Origin of the sequence: Streptomyces sp. NPDC005017, from assembly GCF_042873115.1 — a bacterium.
In the GTDB taxonomy this organism is placed as follows: domain Bacteria; phylum Actinomycetota; class Actinomycetes; order Streptomycetales; family Streptomycetaceae; genus Streptomyces.
This window is the reverse complement of the sequence record NZ_JBIALD010000045.1, coordinates 1-20,351: the sequence shown is the minus strand read 5'-3', so window position 1 is coordinate 20,351 and position 20,351 is coordinate 1. Positions and strand designations below refer to the sequence as shown.

Sequence of the window (20,351 nt, the reverse complement as noted above, 5' to 3'; positions counted from 1 at the left end):
ATACGGATCAGTTCGGGGCCGCCACGTCCGGCGTGGCCCTCATGTCGTGATCAGGTGGTCAGTTTCCCTGGAGCGTCACATCGTCGATGACGAAGCTGGTCTGCAGGGAGGAGTCCTCGGTGGCCGTGAAGGTCACCGTGACCTGCTGCCCGGCGTAGGAGCTCAGATCGACGGTCTGTTGGACGTACCCGTTCGCGGCGTTGACGTTGGACTTGGTGGCGAGCGTGGTGCCGTTCACCTTCACGCGGAAGACGTCGTAGGCCGTGGATCCGGACTCAGCGGTGTCGATGTGCAGGTAGTAGGTGAGCGTGGCCTTGGTGCAGCCTGCCGGTACGGTCACCGACTGGTTGACCGTCTCGGTGGCGCTGCTGCCGTATCCGACGAGCCACGCGGAGCGGGTGCCGGTGCGCGCCGGCTGGGCGCTGTGGGCGCCGATGGAGCCGGTGTCGCCCGTCCACGGCGATGTGCCGCTCTCGAATCCGCCGTTGACGATCTTCTGGCCGGTGTCGCAGGAGCCGGTGCCGTTCACGGTCAGTGTGTACGTCGTCGTGTGGGTGGCCGAGGCCCCGGTGCCCTGGACGGTGAGCGTGTAGACGCCGGGTGCCGTCGACGCCGCCGTGGTGACGGTCATGGTCGAGCTGCCGCCGGAGGTGACGGACGACGGCGCGAAGCTCACGGCCACGCCGGCGGGGGCGTTGGTCGCGGACAGCTGGACCGTCTGCGTCGAGCCGCTGGTGGTGCTGGTGGCGACGGTGGCCGTGGTGGAGGCACCCGGGTTCACCGTGCCCGAGGAGGGGGCGGCCGAGACGGAGAAGTCGTTGGCCGGCACCCCGGGGTCGACCGCCTGCTTCCACAGGGTGTAGGCGATGCCGTCGGACGCCCGGTTGAGCCCGGTGTCGTTGACGTTGGCGGTGGTGTCGCAGGACGAGTGGTAGCACGGGTCGTACGCGCGTCCCGCCGTACCGCCCCACTTGGCGGCCTGCGCCGACGTCTTGGTGGCGCTGGCGCCCATCGCGTAGCCGGAGGTCGCGATGCCGTACTGCTCGAACGAGTAGTCGTCGCTGCGGCCCGCGCCCTCGGTGTTCTCCTCGGGTGCCAGGTTCAGGGAGTCCCAGTACGCCTTCATCGGCGCGGCGGCGGCCGAGGTGATGTGGTTGATGAAGTAGCCGCCGTTGGTGGAGGCGATCATGTCGAAGTTGTAGTACGCCTTGATCTGCGACCGCTGGGTGGAGGTGAGGGTCCTGGCGTAGAAGTCGGAGCCGTTGAGACCTTGTTCCTCGTCGGTCCACCAGCCGAACCGGACCCGGTTCAGCATGTTCGGGTTCTTCTGTGCGAGCGTCAGCGCGGTCTCCAGCAGGGCCGCGGACCCGGAGGCGTTGTCGTTGATGCCGGGGCCCGAGGAGACGCTGTCGAGGTGTGCGCCGAACATGTAGACCTTGGTCGCGTCGCCCTTGGACCACTCGGCGATCAGGTTCACGCCCGCGCCGCTGGTGCAGCCGGAGGTGCAGGCCTGCTCGGTGACGGTGTAGCCGGCCGCCTGGAGCTTGCCCTTCACGTAGGAGACCGACTGGGTGTAACCGGCGCCGGTCGCCCTGCGGTTGCCGCCGTTGCGGTCCGCGATCGCCTGGAACTCGGCCAGGTGCGCCTTGACCCTGGCGAGGTCGATGTCAGGCGCGCCGGTGCCGGGGTTGCCCCCGCCGACGGTCAGGGTGTACTGCGCGGTGTGGTCGGCCTGGGTGCCGTCGCCCTGGACGGTGAGGGTGTACGTCCCGGGCGCCGCGGAGGCGGTGGTGGACACCGTCATGGTGGAGCTGTTGCCCGAGGTCACCGACGAGGGGCTGAAGGAGACGGAGACGCCGGCCGGAGCCCCGGTGGCCGTCAGCGCGACGGACTGGCCGCTGCCGCTGGTCACGGTCGTGGAGACGGTCGCCGTGGTGGAGCCGCCCGGCTGGACGCTGCCCGAGGAGGGGCCGACGGCCATGGAGTAGTCGGAGGCCGGAGTGCCGGTGCAGGCCGGGTCGGCGGACTGCGCCGGCACGCTGATGGCGTCCCAGGCGGCCCTGGTCTTGTTGAACAGACCGCAGGTCGCGTCGAGGTTCTTGGCGGCGGTGAGGGTCGCGGTGCGGTACTGCTTGTGGGTCATACCGCTCGTCTTCAGCAGCATGCCGCCGTAGAAGATCTTTCCGGCGTTCTGGATGCCGACACCGGTGAGCGTGGTGTTGTTGCAGGTGGGGCTGGACGGCTTGCCGCCTCCGGGGCTGGTTCCCTCGGCCAGCAGGTAGAACCAGTGGTTCAGGGGACCGGCGGCGGCGTGCACCTCGGTGGTCGGGATCGACGACGAGTAGCAGTTGGGATCGTCGATCTTGGAGGGGTCGTACATGTAGCGGATCGGCCCGCTGCCGACGAGGTTGATCATCTCGCCGACCTCGTAGTCGCCCGGGGTGTCGTAGGGCGCGGGCTGGTTGGCGTAGGCCTCGGTCAGTGCGCCGAAGATGTCGCCGGTGGCCTCGCCGAGGCCGTTCTCGTTGTTGGCGCCGCCCGGTGTGTACTGGTCGATACCGTGCCCGTACTCATGGGCGACGACGTCCAGGGAGGCGATCCACTTGTTCGCCTGGTTGTGGCCGATGGTGACCCTGGTGCCGTTCCAGGTGGCGTTGACGTCGTTGAGCCCGACCCTGACCGGCCAGCTGCCGCCGTTGCCGTTGTGGCCGTTGCGGCCGAGCCAGGCGCCGAGCATGTCCCACTGCTTCTGGGCGCCGTACATGGCGTCGACGCAGCCGGTCTCCTTGCTGCTCGCGCTGTCGGTACCCCAGTTGTCGTCGGTGCCGCTGAACACGGCGCCGGTGCTGTAGTCGGAGCAGCTCAGGCCGGGGCGGGTCGGGTCGCTGAGCTGGTAGCTGCCGCCGGACTGACCGGTGGTGATGGGCAGCGGACTCGGGCCGTTCCACTCGCTGGTGCCGTTGCCCTCGCGCACGTCGTCGTACGTGTCGAGGACCTTGCCCGTGCCGGCGTCGACGAAGACGTGGAGCCGGCTTTCCTGCGCGTCGGCTGAGTCCGTGGTGCCGGTGACGACGGTCTCCCAGGCGAGCCTTGCCTTGTCGTCCTGGATTTTGACGACGAGGCGTTGGGAGTCGGTCCGGTCGGCCTTCTTCAGCTTCGCCCGGCTGGTCCGCGCCGCGGCGACCGCGCTGATCTTGGACTTGGTGTCGACCGAGATCCTCACGTCGGAGGCCGAACGCGCGGCACGGACCTTGCCGTCGCCGTCCGCGAGGACTACGGCGTCGCCACCGACGACGGGCAGCCCCCGGTAGGTGCGCTCGTACGCCACCGAGTACAGCCCCTTGAGCCACGGGGTGACCATACGGCGGTCGTAGCGCTCCTGGGGCCCCTTGGCCAGAGCGTCGAAGCCGCTGGCGGTGACCTTGTCCGCGGCGGCTATCGCGCGGTCCACGGGTTTGGGTTCCGCCTTCGCGGCGGCCGGGGCGGGGGCTGCCGCCTGAGCGGCGGAAGCGGCGGGCAGAGCCGCCGCTCCCAGGGCCACGACCATGGAGAGGCCGGCCACGGCAATTCTTCGTTTCACCAGTGCTCCTAGCAAAAGGTGGTGGGGAGACGTGCTGCTCCCGGCGGCGAACGCCGAGGAACGCCCAGGCCCTGAACACCCTTTGATGGCACGGAACACGAGTGGGGGAGGTTCCGGACCTCGGCCTTGAGGGGCCGACGGCGGTCATGTTCATGCCTGAGCGGCAGAACACTCACATCAGCCGTCCGCACGGTCAACGGAGTTCGCCCGCCGGACAGCCTCTTGTCAAAGCGCGGCAAACACCGACCGATAGACGGACACTCGCGCCAGGCCTTGCCGGAACGTTTCGCCGAGCCGGCCGGGCCGGGGACCGACAGGAAGACGGCTCACCGAGGAGCCGCCGGGTGCGGCCGTGGCGGATTTCAAGCAGACGGCCGGGTCGCGGGCTTGTCGGATTCCACGGGCATGCATCGTACGACCGGGTCAGGACCTCGTCGGCTGAAGCGACCGGCGCGGAGACCCGGGTGGCCGGCCGTGCGCGTACAGGATGGAGTGGCCGGCCCCGACGCTTCCGGTGGCCGGCCGTGCGCGCACGGCCGGAGCGCTCGTCCGTTCTCCTTCCGACCGGCTTCGAACCGGCCGTGCGGTCCGACCTCGGGATGCCTCAGAGCGACGACGCGCCCATGGCGGTCCGCATCCGCTCATCGAACTCGCGCACCTCGCGCAGCCCGCCCCAGACTCCGAAGAGACGGGCCCGCAGTCCCTCCAACTCCTGTGAGATGGTCCGCCGTCGGGCCGACGCGGCCTGGTCCACCACCGTCCCCGCCAGCTCGAGCGCGGCGTCCAGGTCGCCCGCGCAGGCGTGCGAGTCCGCGAGCCGTACCGTCAGCAGCAGTTGTGTGGGCAGCATCCCGTCCGGCAGTTGCTCCAGTGCCCGCGCCGCGGAGCGGGCCGCGCTGCGGGCGGTCGCCCGGTCGCCGGTGACCGCGGCCAGGTCCCGCAACCCGCCGGCGACCGTGGCCTCCATGCGCAACTGCCCCTGGCCGGCGGCCAGCCAGGGCGCCTCGGCCAGATCACGTTCGTCCAGCCGCTCCAGACGCCGACGGCTCAGATCCGCCTGCCGCCTGCTCTCCGCCCCGTCACCGAGCACCGCGTGACCGCGGGCCTGGTACATGTGTGACAACGTGGTGATCCAGCCACGCCCCGCACCGAGCGTGCCGATGGCCCGCGCGTACAACAGCGAGGAGGCGCCGTCGCCGTCGAGCCTGGCGAGCGTGCACTGATCCGTCATCAGTGTCGCCTGCACTCCTACGTCGCCGCCCGCCTCGGCCCAACGCAACCCGTGGCAGACCCACGCCATCGCCAGCGCTCCCTGCCCCCAGTGCATCCGCAGCCGACCGGCGAGCTGGGCGAAGTGCGCGGCCAGCCGCAGCGGCACGGCAGCGGACCGCCCTGCCGCGTCGGCCGCCCCGGCCCAGGCGACGAGGTCGCCCAGGACGTGCTCCACCGTGCCGAGCAACGTGCTCGAGGTCGAGTACGCAGCGGTCCGTTCGCACCGGAGCAGCAGAGCGATCAGGACATGGAGCACCTCGGGATCCGCCGAAGGCGGCGCGGCGGTCATGCCCGCCGCTCGCATCCGGCCCAGCAGCAGGGGCAGTTCTCCGAAGGACGGCACGTCACAGACGCTCTGGGCGTGCAGGGGACACGTACCCTGGGGCAGCAGGGCCGGCCAGCCGCCTTCCAGGGACGCCGGTATCTGATGCCGCCACACGCTGCCCGGCAGGGGCGAGAAGAAGCCGGCGCCCAAGTTTCCCTGCCGCACCGGTCCCAGATGTGCCGGGGGCCGCGCGACGAGCCGTGACAGCGTCCCGTGCGCGTCGAGGGCCCGCTCCAGACTGTCCACGGCACCGGGCATGGGCTCACGCGTGCCGCTCTCCCACCTGCTGATCAGACTGTGGTGGTAGCCGACCCGCTCACCGAGCTGTCGCTGGGTCAGACCTGACCGTCGGCGGAGGTACTTCACCTGCTGCCCGAACTCCGCCCACGGCGCCGCCGCGTCACCGCCCTCACCACCGGGCTGCTGGAAGCTTGTTCCGTTGACGGGCATGACCACTCCTGTCGGGGTCGGCGTGTCGCCAGGGCCGCGCCGCGATGATAGGTGCCAGGGGCACGACGTGGTTGCGTTCCGCGAAGAGGGGCGGGGGCACCGCGTGCCCGTCAGTGCGCCACTGTCCGCGGACGTGACTCCGCGGACAGAACCCTCCCTGCCGGGACAGCGCTGCTCAGATGCTGTCGGCGCACGTGGACGGGCCTCTCGGGCCCCCGGCGAGGTTCGCCCCGGTCCGCTCGGAGCCGCGACAGCACTCACGTCTCAGGCTCCCGGTGCCCGCGATCGCAGGGGACGTTTCAACGATTCGTCATGCCGCATTCACGAGTAGCACCGGCTTGTTTACGTATCCGTACTTACGCTGCCCTGATTGTGACGGGATCCGGCCACTGGGCACCGTGGAGCACGTAAGGCCACTCCCGGCCGCTGGGCCGAGGGGGCCCAGCCGCTGCCTGGGCCGGCCGCGCAGGCAGGAGTCCCGTGTGAGAAGCGTGATGAGTCCGAAACCCTTAGGCGTCTTCCCCGCTCCGCCCGAGTTGCCGATGGAAGGGCAACGGTATGAGCGCGTCTCACCCTGCTTCGGGCGTTTCCTGGCCGTGACCGGCTGGCCGACGACGTCTGCTGCCGTGCCCCGGTTGCGCCGACTCGCCCAGACGGTTGCTCGCGCCTGCCGACTGTCCGAAGCGGTGGAGGAGGCGCTCACTCTGGTCGTCAGCGAACTGGCGACCAATGTGGTGCTGCACAGCGGCAGCCCTGACCTCACCATGAGCTTCGAGGCGGACGACACCTCGTTGACTGTGGAGGTGGGCGACCGCGGACAATGGCGAGAGCGGCGCGTGTCGCGCCGCGAGGCGGTCGACATGGACGCCGCGTTCGGTCGTGGACTCACGCTGGTGGACGCGTACTGCGTGACCAGGTCCGTACGGTGCTCAGCCGACGGCACGATCGTGCGGGCCGTGATCGCCCTGCAGGGCGCCAGAGGGGCCGGGACAGATGTTCGCCCGGAGCCTTGACCGGCACCGCCACGGACTGCTCGTCCGACGCGGCCGACGGTTTCGCACGGCCACCGGGCTCCTCCACTGACTCGTGCGTCTCGCTCACCCGGCCTCCCACCCCCGATCGGTGGCTCCGCGGATGACCACGGAGAACCCGATCTCGTTCCCGAAGGCGATCCAGGCCCTGTGCGCCGCCGCGAGCCTTCTTCCCCCGTCCGCGCCTTCTTCCTCCGTAGCCCACGACCGCTCGTGGGCTCACGTGCCCGGCGGCGGGCGCCGACCGGGACCATTCATGCCGTGTCAGCAGCACACCGACGCCACCGACACTGCCCGAGGGGGCAACCCGAACCTCCCTGAGGAGCCGGAGGTACCGAGCGTGATCGTCGTGCTCAGCCGGCTCGGCGGGACCCCGGGCATGCGGCTGATGTCGGCGTTGGGGAAGGCGAGTTGCGCCGAGATCAGAAGGGGCGGTCTCCCAGAGGGCTCTCCGTTCGGGCGCAACGGTGATGACCGCGACTCGCCGGCATGAGCCGTCGGCCCGTGTTCTGAACCGAGGGCTCGAAGGCGCGCGTCTCTCGGCCTGTACGGATCCGACTTCGTCGCCGCCCTGTGACCTTCTACTGAGAAGCTCCTCGTCAATTCGTACTTCGCCGCCTCGTGCGGCGGAGCACCGTTGGAGATCATCAGGGAGTACATCGAGAACCAGAAGCGACCTGGCTGAGGTCAACAGTGCAGGCCCGTGGGTCCCCGCGGGTCAGAGCGATCCAGAGAAGCGCTTCCTCCCGGGCGCCAACGCCCGGGGTTCCGCGCTAGATCAGGCTGAACCAGTCATTCCTACAGAATGTCGGAGGATGGGCGGCATGGTGACGGGAGACGAATCCTTTTGGAGCCGTCGGCTGCGGCGCACGCTCGTGGGTGACGACTCGACTCCGGTGGTCGTTCTGGTCGAGGGCGTTGCCGGCACGGGGAAGACCAGCCTTGTCCAGGAGTTGGTCGTGCTCGCGGAGGCCCACCGGGTCAGCTGTCTGCGACGGGTGTGCGGCGAGTCGGCTGCGCCGCTGGAGCTGCCCGTGGACGGGCCCGTGCTGGTCGCCGTGGAGGACGTCCACCGGGCGGACGCGGAGGAACTCGGCATGATCCGTGCTCTGCTGGAACGACCGCGGCCCGGTCTGGCGGCCGTCCTCACCTACCGCCCTGAGGAACTTGCCGACCCCGGCCTGCCGCTGGGCACCGTCCCGCCCCGCTATCCCTCGGGGTTGACCGTTCTGCGGCATCATATCCGGCCGTGGAACACCGATGAGGTCCGCCGGGTCGCCGCCGCCGCGCTCGGCGACCGCTGCACCGACGAGGCGGTGACGCGTCTCCACGAACGCTCCGGCGGTATGCCGCAGGTGGTGGACGATCTGCTTGTGGTGCTCCGGGAGAGCACCGGGCGGTGGTGCACGGCCGCCGACGTCGATGCCGCGGGCGTGCCCGTCCGGCTGGCCGACCTGAGCCTGGGCAGGACCGCTGGGCTGTTGCCGCAGCACCGGCCGATCGTGTGGGCCGCGGCAGTCCTGGCTGAGCCCGTCGGCCGCGATGAACTGATCGCCGTCTCCGGACTCGACCGTTCCGCCGGCAGGCAGGCGCTGCTCGCCGCACTGGCCGGTGCGGCCCTCACCGAGTGGAGCGACGGCTACGGCCTGCCCGTGCCGCTCGCCGGCGACGCCGTGCGTGAGACCGTGGCCGGCCCTGTGCGGCAGGAGCTGCATTCGAGGGCGGCGGACGTGCTCGGGCACCGTCGGCCCGTCCCGTGGGCGTCGGTGGCCAGGCACCGCAGGGCCGGCGGGCGGCTGCGCGGCTGGCTGCGGGCCGTCGAGCGGGCCGCGGAGGAGGCGGCCGAGGCGGGACGGCATCAAGAGGCCGTGACCCTTCTGGAGAACACCCTCGCGACTCCGGCCGTACCTCCCGGGATGCGAGCACGGCTCGCCCCGATACTGGCGCGCAGTGCCGTCGTCGGACTGCGCTCCGACCAGACGGTGCAGGCGCTGACCCAGATCATCGAGGACACGGCTCTCCCCGCCGCTGTTCGGGGGGAGCTCCGTCTCGACCTGGGGTTGTTGCTGTGCAACCAGCTCGGCATGAACGACAGGGGCTGGCAGGAGCTGGAGCGGGCGGCTGCGGAACTGTGGGAAGACAGGCCCGACCTCGCCGCCCGGGCCATGTCCGCCCTGGTCATGCCCCACTGGCCCAGGTTCTCCGTCGACGTTCACCGGGAGTGGCTGGCGGAAGCGGCCAGAGCGGCCGAGAAGAGCGGTGACGACGTGGCACGCTCGGCGGTGGCCGCCAACCGTGCAAGCCTCGCGATGAGTTGCGGAGACCACCAGGCATGGGAACTCGCCGAGGCACTGCCCACGGACACCGCCGACCCCCGGTCCCGGCTGCACGCGGCTCGCGGCCTGTGCAACGCGGCGGACTCCGCTGTATGGCTCGGCCATCCGCAGCGGGCACTGGAACTGCTCACCGAGGGGATCGAACTGTCCGACAAAAGCGGCGCCCCGTACACCGCACACACGGCACTCGGTACAAGGCTGAGGCTCGACTGGGTCACCGGGCGCTGGGGCGGCCTGGCGGAACGGTGTGAGAGCTTCGTGGCTTCCACCGAGGCCATGCCGGTGATCAGTGCTGACGCCCGATTGGTGCGCGGGCTGTTGGCGCTTGCCGGAGGAGAATGGGACGCGGCGCTGTCGTGGCTCGGCGGCGATTCCGTACCCCGCGACCAGGCTGCGCCGCCGCTCGCCGCCGCCACCTCGGGTGCGCTGATCCGGCTGGCGCTGGCTCGCGGGGAAGTGTCCGCCGCCGCCCAGGAGGCACGCGAGGCGTGGGCGAGGGCTCGGCAGAAGAAGATCTGGGTGTGGGCGGCGGACCTGGCACCCTGGGCTGTCGAGGCGCTCGCCCGTTCGGACGACCACGGGGCGGCGAAGCAGTTGATCGGCGAGTTCGCCGCGGGAGTCGGAGACCGCGACGCCCCCGTGGCGGCAGGGGCGGCGATCTGGTGTCGTGCGGCCCTGGCCGAGGTGGAGGGGCGGCTGTCGGAGGCCGGCCCGCTGTACCGGGAGGCGTCCGCCGTCTACGCGTCGGTGCCGAGCCCGTACTTGCAGGCCCTGACCGCTGAAGCCGCGGGCCGATGCGCCCTGGGAGCCGCCGACGACACCGATGCGGCCGGCCGGAGCGCGGAGGCCGGGGACGCGGGGGAGACGCCGCGGGCCGTGGCGGACCTGATCGACTGCATAGGACAGTTCACCGACCTCGGGGCCGTGTGGGACGCCGCCCGGGCCCGCGCCCTGCTCCGCTCGCACCAGCCGGTCAAGGAGGCGGCGCGCCAGCCGGGGCGCCCCTCGTACGGCGACCGACTGTCGCCGCGTGAGCATGAGGTGGCCGAACTGGCAGGCTCCGGTCTGACGAATCGGGAGATAGCGACGACGCTCCACCTCTCACCGCGGACGGTCGAGCAGCACGTCGCACGGGCGATGCGCAAACTGGGCACCACATCGAGAAGGTAACTGGCTGCGCTCATCGACACATCGCCGACGTCGGCCTCCTTGACCGGCACCCCGAACAGCGGGTAACCGGAATCGTCACGCGGCGGACGGTGGGCTACCGACTGTTGCGTGTTCCATCAGTGAATCTCAGCCTTTCTCTGCTGCTATTGTGATCGTGTGAAGCTTTCCGAGTGGGCGGCACGCAACGGCGTGCACTACCAGACCGCGTGGACGTGGGCGAAAGAGGGCCGTATGCCGGTCCCGGTCCGCCAGACGCCGTCCGGTACGTGGCTGGTCGACGAACCCGCCGTCCAGCCGTCCGGGCGGGTGGTGGCGTACTGCCGGGTCTCCTCGGCAGACCGGAAAGCCGACCTCGACCGGCAGATCGCCCGCGTGGTCCAAGGAGCCACCGGGCTCGGCCTGCCGATCGCCGAGATCGTGACCGAGGCCGGGTCGGGACCGAACGGGCGCCGGCGCAAGCTGTACCGGCTGCTGGCCGACCCGCAGGCGGCGGTGATCGTGGTCGAGCACCGTGACCGGCTGGCCCGGTTCGGCGTCGAGCACCTCGAAGCGGTCCTCTCGGCCTCCGGACGGCGCCTGGTCGTCCTCGATGCCGCCGAGACCACCGACGACCTCATCCGGGACATCACCGAAGCCCTCACCTCGATGTGCGCCCGGCTGTACGGGCGCCGTGGTGCGAAGAGCCGGGCCGAGCGTGCGGTGGCCGTGGCGACCGGCGAGGACGCCGGGTGAAGAGGTTCCGGCCGCAGCCAGGGTGCGTGGTGCAGGCGTACCGGTTCGCACTGGACCCGAACGCCGGGCAGGAGCGCGCGCTGCGCTCGCACTGCGGCGCCGCCAGGGCCGCGTACAACTGGGCCATCGCCTGGGTCACCGCCTCGTGGTGGCAGCGCAGGGCCGAGGAGTCGTACGGCATCCCCGAGGCGGGGCTCACAAAGTGGCGGCCGTGGTCGCTGCCCGCGCTGCGGAAGGCGTTCAACGCCGCCAAGCACACCGACCCGCGGTTCGCCGCCTGGTGGCAGGAGAACTCCAAGGAGGCGTACTGCACCGGCCTGGCGAACGCGTCGGCCGCCTTCGACAACTACGCGAAGTCCAAGAACGGCAGGCGCAAGGGGGCCCGCATGGGCGCGCCGCGGTTCAAGTCGAAGCGGAAGGATCGCCCGGCCTGCCGGTTCACCACCGGCACCATCCGCGTCGACACCGACGGCCGGCACGTCACCCTGCCCCGCCTCGGCACCATCCGCACGCATGAGCCCACCGGGAAGCTCCTCGCGCGCGTCCAGGCCGGGACGGCCCGCATCCTGTCCGCGACCGTGCGGCACGAACGCGGCAGGTGGCTGGCCTCCTTGCAGGCCGAGGTGAAGCGCGACCTCGCCCGGGTCGCCCGTCCGGACGCCGCGGTCGGCATCGACCTCGGGATCAAGACGCTCGCGGTGATGGCCGACAGTGCCGGAGAGATTCGCACCGTGGCCAACCCGCGGTATCTGGACGGCGCGCTCAAGCGCCTGCGCCGCGCCTCCCGGACGGTCTCCCGCCGCCGCGGTCCCGACCGGCGCACCGGGCAGCAGCCTTCGAAGCGGTGGGAGAAGGCCAACGCGGCCCGCAACCGGGTCCATCACCGGGTGGCGAACCTGCGCGCCGACGCCCTGCACCAGCTCACCACCGCCGTGGCCGGCGAGTACGGCACCGTCGTGGTCGAGGACCTCAACGTCGCGGGAATGCTCCGCAGCCGGCGCCTGGCCCGCCGCATCGCCGACGCCGGGTTCGGGGAGATCCGCCGCCAGCTCCACTACAAGGTGCGGCGCAACGGCTGCCGCCTCCTGGCCGCCGACCGCTGGTTCCCCTCCTCCAAGACCTGCTCCGGGTGCGGCGCGGTGAAAGCCAAGCTGCCGCTGCACATCCGGACCTACGCATGCGACGCCTGCCGCCTGGTCATCGACCGGGACGCCAATGCCGCGCTCAACCTCGCCGCCCTCGCGGCGGCCGCAGTAACTGGTACCGGAGTGGCCGGAGACCAGGACACCGCCCCGGCGGTGTCGAAGCCTCGTGGAGCCGACCGCAAGACCCGCACCACCCGCCGTAGCCGCACGGCGCAGGCGGGGCGGGCAGGTGGCGCAACCCTGCCGCACCAGCGGCAGACGGAAACGAGAGACCGTCCTCAAACCGAAGCCCTCACGCTTTGGTGACGTGACGGACCTTCCGGGCCGAAATACCCGGAAGGCTGAGAGCCACTGAGGCTCTCAGCAACGGTTATTCACGTATCCGTAGCGCAGCTCATCCGGATAGGCGCACCAGCACTTCCGGCCGTAGGTTCCCTGCCAACTGGTCGCCCTGACACGCATCGCAGCGGACACATGTGGGCGGGTCGGAGCGACCAGTGACATGCGCGGCCGAAGGGGCCGTGTGCGGATGCCCTCGGCCCGCCCGGTCGATCGTGTCCCACCGTGGCCCCCGACATCCGGACACGAGTACCTCCCCACAGTGCTCGCATCGGGGCTCCTTCGGCTGCCGTGTCACAGGCCGCCCTCTTCTCCCCAGCCTCCTGCACGCGGCCACAGGAAGACCCCGGCTTGTCATGCACCGAACCGATCCAGGGCTCGGTCGCGCCGCCGGGCCAGACCCTCGAGAGGTACTGCCTTGTACGGATCCCAGCGCATCCGCATATCGCTCATGGCGGCAACCGCCACCGCACTTCTGTGTACCGGCGTCGCCACCTCGGTCGCCGCGCCGAACACCGATGCCCCGGCGGCACCCGGGGCCGCCCCCACAACCCCGGCCGTGGAGGCGCCCGTCGAGCGTCTCATCGTCGGCTACAAGTCGATGACCACCGAAGCGCAGTCAGACGCCGCGGCGGCCAAGGACGCCGAGGCCAAGGGCGAGAAGGCCGGCGAGTCGCTCGACTTCGACCGCCGTCTCGGCACGGGAGCCGCCCTGGTCGACCTCGGCGGGGATCTGGGCAAGAAGGACACCCAGGACGTCATGGCCGCCTTCCAGGCCGACCCGGACGTCGCGTACGTCGTCCCGGACCGTCGGATGTACGCCGCGGCCGTGACCCCGAACGACACCGAGTACAACCGTCAGTGGGACCTCTTCGAGGCGACGGCCGGGATGAGAGTGCCGGGTGCCTGGGACAAGGCCACCGGCCAGGGCGTCAAGGTCGCCGTCATCGACACCGGCTACGTCGCCCACTCCGACCTCGCGTCGAGGATGATCGCCGGGTACGACTTCATCTCCGACCCGTTCATGGCCAACGACGGCGGAGGCCGCGACAGCAACGCCGCCGACCCCGGCGACTGGATGCTGCAGGGCGAGTGCGGCAACAACTACCCCGACCGGAACTACGACAGTTCCTGGCACGGCACCCACGTGGCCGGGACCATCGCCGCAACCACCAACAACAGCAAGGGCATCGCCGGCATCGCGTACAACGCGACCGTCCAGCCCGTACGCGTGCTCGGCAAGTGCGGCGGCACGACCGCCGACATCATGGACGGCATCACCTGGGCCTCCGGCGGCTACGTCGCGGGCGCGCCGGCCAACCCCAACCCCGCCGACGTCATCAACATGAGCCTCGGCGGCAGCGGTACCTGCGACGCGGGCACGCAGAGCGCCATCAACGCCGCCGTGAACCGTGGCACGACCGTCGTCGTCGCGGCCGGCAACAGCAACGCCAACGCGGCCAACTTCAACCCGGCCAACTGCAACAACGTCATCACCGTGGCCGCCTCCGACCGTGAGGGCAACCGCGCCTCCTACTCCAACTACGGCACCGTCGTCGACATCACCGCCCCCGGCGGCGATACCGCGGTCAGCTCCGCCAACGGCATCTGGTCCACGCTGAACAGCGGCGCCCGCGGCCCGGTCAGCGAGAACTACGAGGCCTACCAGGGCACCAGCATGGCCGCCCCGCACATCGCCGGCCTCGCCGCCCTGATGTACCAGGCGAACCCGTCCGTGACCCCGGCCCAGGTCGAAAGCGCGATCAAGGCCAACGCCCGCACCCTGCCCGGTTCCTGCTCCGGCGGCTGTGGAGCCGGCCTCGCCGACGCGGCGGCCACCCTCGGCGCGGGCAGCGGAGGAACGCCCACCGGCGACGTCTTCACCAACACCGCCAACGTGAGCATCCTGGACAACACCACCGTCACCTCGTCCATCCCGGTCAGCGGCGTCGGCGGCTACGCCCCCGCCGCCCTCAGGATCGACGTCGACATCAAGCACACCTACCGCGGTGACCTCAAGATCGAGATCGTTGCCCCGAACGGCGCCTCCGCCCTGCTCAAGGACTTCGGCACGAGCGACAGCGCGGACAACGTCATCACCACGTTCACGGTCGACGCCTCCAGCGTCCTCGCCGACGGTACCTGGAAGCTGCGCGTGACCGACAACTACAGCGGCGACACCGGCTACATCGACTCCTGGAGCCTTACCTTCTGACGGATCCGCTCCGACAGGACGAGTCAGGGCCTGCCGATGTCGCAGAGGCATCGGCAGGCCCGCCCGCCGTCTCCGCCACGGCAGCCCCACCACCGAGGGCGACATGACCAGCCCTCAAGTGCGCGGCGAGCGGGACAGGAACCACTTCCACAGGATGACCGGCCCCGAACCTGTATCTGAGTCTGGCGACGCCTGAAGGAACAGTCGGCCTGACGTCTTCGGGGTGAATCCCGCAGCAGCCCGAGTGCTCCGGCCAGTTCCTGCCGGAGTCCGGCGTTCTCTTCTCGAACCTCTCTGAGCCGCCGGCGCAGCGCCTCGATCCACGCCCGTAGGGACGCCTCGCTCGATGCCCCGCCGATGGGCCGGGTCTTCGGGGGGTTCCGCGTGCGACGTCGGCGTAGGCGTTCAATCTCCTCGCGGAACCAGCTGTCGTAGAGCCACTGCCGGGACCCTCCTGCCTCGGCTGCGACCCGGCTCATGTTGATGGGCTTCCCTGCCCGGTCGAGGTCGCGCAGGGCGCGGGTGACGTCGGCGTACATCTGTGTGCGCCGCTCTTCGCGGTAGCCGTTCGGAAAGTGACCCTGGCGCGGTTCATCTGCTCCTTCATCCACGCCACGTCGGACAGCGCACTGTCCGGCGCAAGTGCCTGGAGTCGTTCACCTGCGGCATCGAACCTGGCCGCGGAGATGAACTCCTGTTTCAACCGCTCGCAGGCGAGGCGTAACGGTGGGTACGGGTATTGGAACTCCCGGAATACCCGAGGTACCGACGAAATGGGCCTCACCGAGTGACGAAGCGCAGGCATGGGCGGGTCGGGCACCGTCAGGATGTGGCTACGTTCGTCTACCGATCCTCGTGAAGGGAATGCGGGCTCACCTGCGCGGCAACTCCACGCGTCGGAGGTCACGTTCCTGCAGGTCAACGAAATCCGTCGGTTGTCCGGGACCCTGAGCCTCGCGGACATCCGGCGTCACGGCATGCCCGCACCGTGACGCCCCGGCTGCACACTGCGGACGGGCTACGTCATCAACTCGATGTGCGGATGCTCGGGCTTGGCCGGGCAGACGAACAGATGCTGCCGGTAGCCGCTGCCTATCTGGACCCCGGTCGCGTTGTAGCCGCGGTGGCCGGGGTACGGTCCAGCACCCGGGTGGGGGGACGGAGACCAGCTGTTCCCGCCGTCGTCCCCTTCCTCGAACGTGGCGACGGTCATCAGGACCTCCATGCCGGTGCCGCACTCGGAGCAGGGCTGCGGGCTGGGGTCGGTGGAGTTCCAGGCGGGCCAGCCGCCGACCTTCCAGCCGGGTGCGTTGGACAGCACACAGTCGTAGTACGTGTCCGGGTCCATGTCTTGCTCTGCCGCCTGCGGCACACTCCACTGCCTGAGTTGCTCCCGCAGTTCTTCGCTCAGCTCCAGATGGTCGGGGTACTCGGTGATCTGCTCCGGTTCGAGCACGCACGGTTCCGGCAGATAGCCGTCGAACTGCACTGCGGGCGGCTCGGGGGGCGTGTCGAGGATGTCGGTGACGGCGGCCGCAGAACGCCAGAAGAGCAGGGTCCTGGGCATGATCGGATGATCGAAGGGGCACCACAGAACCTGCAGCAGGTCCTTACCCTCCGGCGGGCTCAGGTCGGGCACATCCCGTGCGTACAGCTGCGCGAGGGGCAGCATCGCCATGGGGCCGTCGTACGACTGGACCGCCAGCCTCACCGGATACCTCTGAGGGGGCCGGATCCGCTCGAGAGTCTGCCGTTCCTCCGGAGTCAGGTCCCGGCCGTGCGAGGCGGCGAAGATCCTTCGTTCCAGCCGCAGATCCGCCGGGGACAGGGCCGGGTTGACGCCGTCCACCTCATGCGGTTCCTCGCAGTGCGGCCACGCTTCCTCGGCGGGCCACAGCAGCGGCCCGCCGATGGAGCTGTCGTGCCACGTCGGCGCCCCAGGGCGGGGGTGCAGGCGGGTCGCCGTGCGGGCCAGCGGGGCCAGTTGGGGAAAGACCGCGACAACGTCGATCGGCCGTGGCGGAGTGACAGGAGTGACATTCATGGCCGCAATCTTGCCAACCACCACTGACAACGGCCCTCGTGGCCGCCCCGCGAAGAGTTCCGGCACGGGCGCCACCCGGCAGAGCCCTACCGCCGGTCCGTCGCCGGCAGACGGCCCGCCGGCAGGCACCCGGGACAGAGACCACCCCGGGTGAGGCCATCGCCTACAACCGCAGCCGCGCCGCCACCGGGCCGCCCCCGCCCTCCACCGCAGCCACACCACCCTGCCCCTGACCGACCAGCAGCCCGACGACGCCGTAAGCGTCCGGCGCCGGGCAGCCGGACGCAGACAGCCGTCCTGTACGGCCGCGTACTTCACCACCACCCGATGCCGGATCACCGACGACGTAACGGTGGGATGGAGCCCGCCCGCAGCCGCACTCGCCGACACCGACGACGTCCCCGACCTCAGACCTGCCCGCACCGCCGTGACGCCGGCCCCCGTGGGCGGCGCGGCGGGAGGAGGCAGCCGACCCGGTACCGGCCGCAGCGCTGACGAGGCTCGCGATCCTGGACCCGTCCGCACGCCCGCGCCCTGCACGCCCATGTGCGGTGGCGCGACGCCAACGGCCGCCACCGCGACGTCCTTGGCCGTCGAGCGCAAGGAACGCGCCCGCGTCCGAAGCGAGAAGGGCATCCGCTGGGGCGGACGCCCCCTCGCCACCGCGGCCTGAAGAACCCGGTGAACCTAGGCGGTCACGAGCACACTAGTGGGCCCAGGGCGGTGTGATGGTGTTGCCGTCAGCCAGTTTGGCGGTGAGCCCGACACGTGTGGTGACCCACATGTGGGCGGGTTGGTCGGTGGTGTTGGCGACCGCCAGTTCGGAGCCTGCGGGTGCCACTGCCGCGTCACCTGCGCGGAGTTCGGCGCTCTCACCGTTGATGGTGAGTCGGAGGCGACCGGAGAGGACGTAGAAGGTCTCCTCGTCGCTGATCGTGTGAGTCGGCCCCGCCGTTGCGGCCGGGATCTCGACGCGCCAGGCGGCGAGGTCGCGGCTGCCGGTGTCCGGACGGACGTACGAAACGAAACGGCCGCCGTGGATCTCGTGTACGACGGCCTCGTCACTGCGGATGAACGGCATGCTCCGACCTCCATCTAGACAAGTTACTTGTCTATATAGACAAGCGTGTTGACGAGTTATAGTCAAGTCCATGGACGACGCTCTGGCCTTCTCCGCACTCGTGCTGGCACTCTCCGGACAGCTGGTGCAGGAAATCCACACCAGCGTGTCCCAGCAGGGATTCGAGGATCTACGACCCGCACACGGCTTCGCCTTCGCCCGCATTTCTGCGGGCGGCGCCACCACGGCCGACCTGGCCGAGCACCTGGGGGTGACCAAGCAGGCCGCCGCCCAACTGGTCGAGGAGCTGGTCCGAAAGGGGTACGTGGAGCGGCATCCGCACCCGCACGATGCCCGCGCCCGCCTCCTGGGGCTGACCGAGACCGGCTGGGCCGCCACGCGCGCCGCCGACCAGGCAGCCCGGGCTGCCGTCGCACCGTGGCGAGAAGTCCTGGGCCAGGCGCGCTTCAGCGAACTCGTCGCCGACCTGACACTCCTTGCACCGCCGGGACCGATCCGCCCTGCCTGGTGAGCCGATGGCCCACCGCCCTGGAGACCGCCGGCCGTGAACGAACCGTCCGCCAGGGCAACCGGTCAAGTGGAAGACGACACGCGAGTTGCCGTACGGAGCCCTCGGCGGACCGGTGAACCTTCCCGGTCAGAGCACCCAGTACTCCAGCCGCGACAACCGCGCCTGCCTGCGGCGGCGTGGCCTCAAGGCCACCATCGCCCAGCCCGGTGACCAGCGGGCCCACCGCAAGCGCCGGAGACAGGCCAGTGGCCGGCCCCCGGCCTTCGACAAGGCCCAGTACCGCCGCCGCAACACGGTCGAGCGGTGCGTGAACCGCCCGGCACCTGGCCGCGGAACGCCGGTCGAGGCCTGAGCAGCCCTGCGTGCCCGCGCCACCCGGACGCAGTCGTCTCGCAGGGTCTGAGCCTGTGTCGCACCCTGGAAGAGTGATGCACCGCGAACCCGGGCACCGTCCGTCGCGGGACAGCCGAAAACACGGCCAGACTCGATCATCACGCCTGGTGCGGGCCGGCGCTGTCCTGTTGTGCCTGGGGATCGCCGTGCTCGCCGCGGTCCTCTTCAGCGCCCTCAGCGACGATCAACCGCACAGCACGACACTGCCGCCCACCAGCCCGGCCAGCGACCACACAGCCACTGAGAGCAGCAGCCAGACAGCCATGCCGAGCGGCAGCCCGACCGAGAGCCGGGACGCAAATTCCCCCAGCGCCGCCAGCCCAGAGGACTCCGGTCCCACCGAGCCCCCCGCCCCCGTGACGCAGACAGTCACCGAAACCATACTGGTCGGGCAACTCGACAGCACCGCCGCCGGCGGGTCGGGAACCGACCTCCCTGCGCTCATCACCTCGGTCGCGGGCCTGGTCACAGCCGGAGTCGGAGCCGCAACACTCGCCGTAGGAATCAGAAGAACCAACCCACCCCCCAACAACCCCTGACACAGCACTCCACGCGGGACGGCTGCACGGTGCGGGCGCGCAGGGCCTGCGCGAACCACGTGAACACCGGAGCCAGGCTGGGCGGCACGAACCATTCGTTGATCGCGGCGAGCAGGTGCCAGTAGCGTTCCACGCGGGGGCGCCGGCGACCTCCAGCCGTGCCGGCAGCCGGCGGCGCAGGCCGACGTCGTCAGCACGGCTGAAGGCTGCGCATAGCGGGCGGCGAGAGCATCGATGATCGAGGTGATCAAGGAGCAGGGCGAGGGCACCTCCGCCTCGCCGCAGAACCCGCACCCCGGAGTGGCCGACGAGCTCGCCCACTTCCACGTCTTCCAGGAGCTCTTCCACGGCCGCAGGCTGGTCAAGGTCGCCGAGAACCCGGACCGGTGGGAATTCACCGGGAACGCCATCACGATGCCCGGCACCCGCCCGATGGGCACGGTGCCCGAGGGCGGCTGGGCAGCGCCGGGACAGCCGACCCCCGACGCCGAGACACAGGACCTGCTGGACCAGGGCAACCAGGCGTACAGCCGGATGCTGGACCTACTGGAGGACGCCTGGCAGGCCAATGACCCGGACACGGCGACCGGCCTCCTCGACGCAGCCGTCTTCAAGATGGCCGGCCTCAGGGGACCGGCTCGGAGCCTGATGCTTCGCGAAGTCCCGGGCGGCGACGGCCAGACCTACGGACCGGAGTTCCGGTACATCGACAACTAGCTTGATCTTCGACCTGGGCGGCGGGGCTTCGGGGTGGCTGACCTCTTCGTTCGTCGATTCGCCGGCTGTGTTTTGCGGGGCGTGTGCCCCACGACAGATGACGGCTGAGCGGGCCCTCATCCGCTACACCTGCGGCAGCCGAGCAGCACCGCTCGGTCCTGTGCCGGCTCGCCGACCATGCCGGCCGGCTCGGCTGTCCGGCGCGCAACGGCCCCGCAGACAGGAGGAGCAGGGTTCCACTGCTGGGCCTGCGGGGCCGATGCATCACTCACGTACCCTGCAGTGCGCCCGATACGCCCGATCTCTCCCAACCACCCGCGTCGAAGTCTTCTTGTGCGAGTGGGGTGGGGGCCCCCCGGGGGGCCGGCCCCCCCCCCCCCCCCCCCCCCCCGGCCCCCCCCCCCCCGCCCCGCCCCCCCCCCCCCCCCCCACCCCCCCCCCCCCCCCCCCCCCCCCCCCCCCCACCCCACC

The 20,351-nt window shown here is 70.6% G+C and carries 14 protein-coding genes and 2 pseudogenes; 10 read left to right on the top strand and 6 right to left on the bottom strand.

The annotated features are described in order from the left end of the window. Nucleotides 1–58 precede the first annotated feature (58 nt). Together ACFYR0_RS36730 and ACFYR0_RS36725 are read right to left on the bottom strand one after the other, a co-directional pair. Nucleotides 59–3,547 carry a M28 family peptidase gene (locus ACFYR0_RS36730; protein ID WP_389338423.1) on the bottom strand — a complete coding sequence of 1,163 codons (3,489 nt, stop codon included), beginning with the start codon at nt 3,545–3,547 and terminating at the stop codon, nt 59–61. A gap of 637 nt (nt 3,548–4,184) precedes the next feature. Beyond that, a complete protein-coding gene (locus tag ACFYR0_RS36725; RefSeq protein ID WP_389338379.1) occupies nt 4,185–5,627 on the bottom strand; it encodes a helix-turn-helix domain-containing protein in 1,443 nt (480 codons plus the stop codon). A 482-nt stretch (nt 5,628–6,109) separates the two neighbouring features. On the opposite strand from ACFYR0_RS36725, the gene ACFYR0_RS36720 reads away from it, so the two are divergent. The 6 genes and pseudogenes from ACFYR0_RS36720 (at nt 6,110) to ACFYR0_RS36695 (ending at nt 14,595) form a co-directional block, all read left to right on the top strand. Continuing rightward, nucleotides 6,110–6,640: an ATP-binding protein gene (locus tag ACFYR0_RS36720; protein WP_389338376.1), complete on the top strand. Its 531-nt coding sequence runs from the start codon at nt 6,110–6,112 to the stop codon at nt 6,638–6,640. A 595-nt stretch (nt 6,641–7,235) separates the two neighbouring features. After that, nucleotides 7,236–7,343: pseudogene (locus ACFYR0_RS36715) on the top strand (transposase); the annotation flags it as partial. 139 nt (nt 7,344–7,482) lie between these two features. Beyond that, complete coding sequence (locus ACFYR0_RS36710) at nt 7,483–10,164, top strand: LuxR C-terminal-related transcriptional regulator (RefSeq protein WP_389338373.1); 2,682 nt, start codon at nt 7,483–7,485, stop codon at nt 10,162–10,164. Between the two features lie 156 nt (nt 10,165–10,320). Further along, nucleotides 10,321–10,896, top strand: a complete 576-nt coding sequence (locus tag ACFYR0_RS36705; RefSeq protein ID WP_389338370.1) for an IS607 family transposase — start codon at nt 10,321–10,323, stop codon at nt 10,894–10,896. Nucleotides 10,897–10,922: 26 nt separating this feature from the next. Continuing rightward, nucleotides 10,923–12,347 carry an IS607 family element RNA-guided endonuclease TnpB gene (gene tnpB, locus ACFYR0_RS36700; RefSeq protein WP_389338367.1) on the top strand — a complete coding sequence of 475 codons (1,425 nt, stop codon included), beginning with the start codon at nt 10,923–10,925 and terminating at the stop codon, nt 12,345–12,347. 484 nt (nt 12,348–12,831) lie between these two features. Further along, nucleotides 12,832–14,595, top strand: coding sequence for a S8 family serine peptidase (locus ACFYR0_RS36695; protein WP_389338364.1), 1,764 nt, complete (start codon nt 12,832–12,834; stop codon nt 14,593–14,595). A gap of 1,018 nt (nt 14,596–15,613) precedes the next feature. On the opposite strand, the gene ACFYR0_RS36690 is transcribed toward ACFYR0_RS36695, so the two are convergent. After that, on the bottom strand, nt 15,614–16,639 hold the full coding sequence (locus ACFYR0_RS36690) for a hypothetical protein (RefSeq protein WP_389338361.1): 1,026 nt from the start codon (nt 16,637–16,639) through the stop codon (nt 15,614–15,616). A gap of 528 nt (nt 16,640–17,167) precedes the next feature. Here ACFYR0_RS36690 and ACFYR0_RS36685 point away from each other — a divergent pair. Further along, a pseudogene (locus ACFYR0_RS36685) lies at nt 17,168–17,312 on the top strand (IS630 family transposase); the annotation flags it as partial. Between the two features lie 33 nt (nt 17,313–17,345). On the opposite strand, the gene ACFYR0_RS36680 reads toward ACFYR0_RS36685, so the two are convergent. Further along, entirely contained in the window at nt 17,346–17,720 is a 375-nt protein-coding gene (locus tag ACFYR0_RS36680; RefSeq protein ID WP_389338358.1) for a cupin domain-containing protein, read from the bottom strand. A gap of 70 nt (nt 17,721–17,790) precedes the next feature. Between ACFYR0_RS36680 and ACFYR0_RS36675 the strand changes: the two genes are divergently transcribed. Further along, a complete protein-coding gene (locus ACFYR0_RS36675) occupies nt 17,791–18,231 on the top strand; it encodes a MarR family winged helix-turn-helix transcriptional regulator (RefSeq protein ID WP_389338356.1) in 441 nt (146 codons plus the stop codon). A gap of 112 nt (nt 18,232–18,343) precedes the next feature. Further along, nucleotides 18,344–18,583, top strand: a complete 240-nt coding sequence (locus ACFYR0_RS36670) for a hypothetical protein (protein ID WP_389338354.1) — start codon at nt 18,344–18,346, stop codon at nt 18,581–18,583. A 225-nt stretch (nt 18,584–18,808) separates the two neighbouring features. Here ACFYR0_RS36670 and ACFYR0_RS36665 read toward each other — a convergent pair whose 3' ends face one another. Together ACFYR0_RS36665 and ACFYR0_RS36660 are read right to left on the bottom strand one after the other, a co-directional pair. Next, nucleotides 18,809–18,997 carry a hypothetical protein gene (locus ACFYR0_RS36665; RefSeq protein WP_389338352.1) on the bottom strand — a complete coding sequence of 63 codons (189 nt, stop codon included), beginning with the start codon at nt 18,995–18,997 and terminating at the stop codon, nt 18,809–18,811. A gap of 131 nt (nt 18,998–19,128) precedes the next feature. Then, nucleotides 19,129–19,296 carry a hypothetical protein gene (locus ACFYR0_RS36660; protein ID WP_389338349.1) on the bottom strand — a complete coding sequence of 56 codons (168 nt, stop codon included), beginning with the start codon at nt 19,294–19,296 and terminating at the stop codon, nt 19,129–19,131. A 101-nt stretch (nt 19,297–19,397) separates the two neighbouring features. Here ACFYR0_RS36660 and ACFYR0_RS36655 point away from each other — a divergent pair, with 101 nt between their 5' ends. Then, nucleotides 19,398–19,880, top strand: coding sequence for a ferritin-like domain-containing protein (locus ACFYR0_RS36655; RefSeq protein ID WP_389338346.1), 483 nt, complete (start codon nt 19,398–19,400; stop codon nt 19,878–19,880). Nucleotides 19,881–20,351: the final 471 nt, after the last annotated feature.

Coding starts and splice junctions, on each gene's coding strand:
- ACFYR0_RS36690 (WP_389338361.1), bottom strand. CDS start 16,639: ATGAATGTCACTCCTGTCACTCCGCCACGGCCGATCGACGTTGTCGCG.
- ACFYR0_RS36675 (WP_389338356.1), top strand. CDS start 17,791: ATGGACGACGCTCTGGCCTTCTCCGCACTCGTGCTGGCACTCTCCGGA.
- ACFYR0_RS36680 (WP_389338358.1), bottom strand. CDS start 17,720: ATGCCGTTCATCCGCAGTGACGAGGCCGTCGTACACGAGATCCACGGC.
- ACFYR0_RS36710 (WP_389338373.1), top strand. CDS start 7,483: ATGGTGACGGGAGACGAATCCTTTTGGAGCCGTCGGCTGCGGCGCACG.
- ACFYR0_RS36695 (WP_389338364.1), top strand. CDS start 12,832: ATGGCGGCAACCGCCACCGCACTTCTGTGTACCGGCGTCGCCACCTCG.
- ACFYR0_RS36655 (WP_389338346.1), top strand. CDS start 19,398: ATGATCGAGGTGATCAAGGAGCAGGGCGAGGGCACCTCCGCCTCGCCG.
- ACFYR0_RS36725 (WP_389338379.1), bottom strand. CDS start 5,627: ATGCCCGTCAACGGAACAAGCTTCCAGCAGCCCGGTGGTGAGGGCGGT.
- ACFYR0_RS36730 (WP_389338423.1), bottom strand. CDS start 3,547: ATGGTCGTGGCCCTGGGAGCGGCGGCTCTGCCCGCCGCTTCCGCCGCT.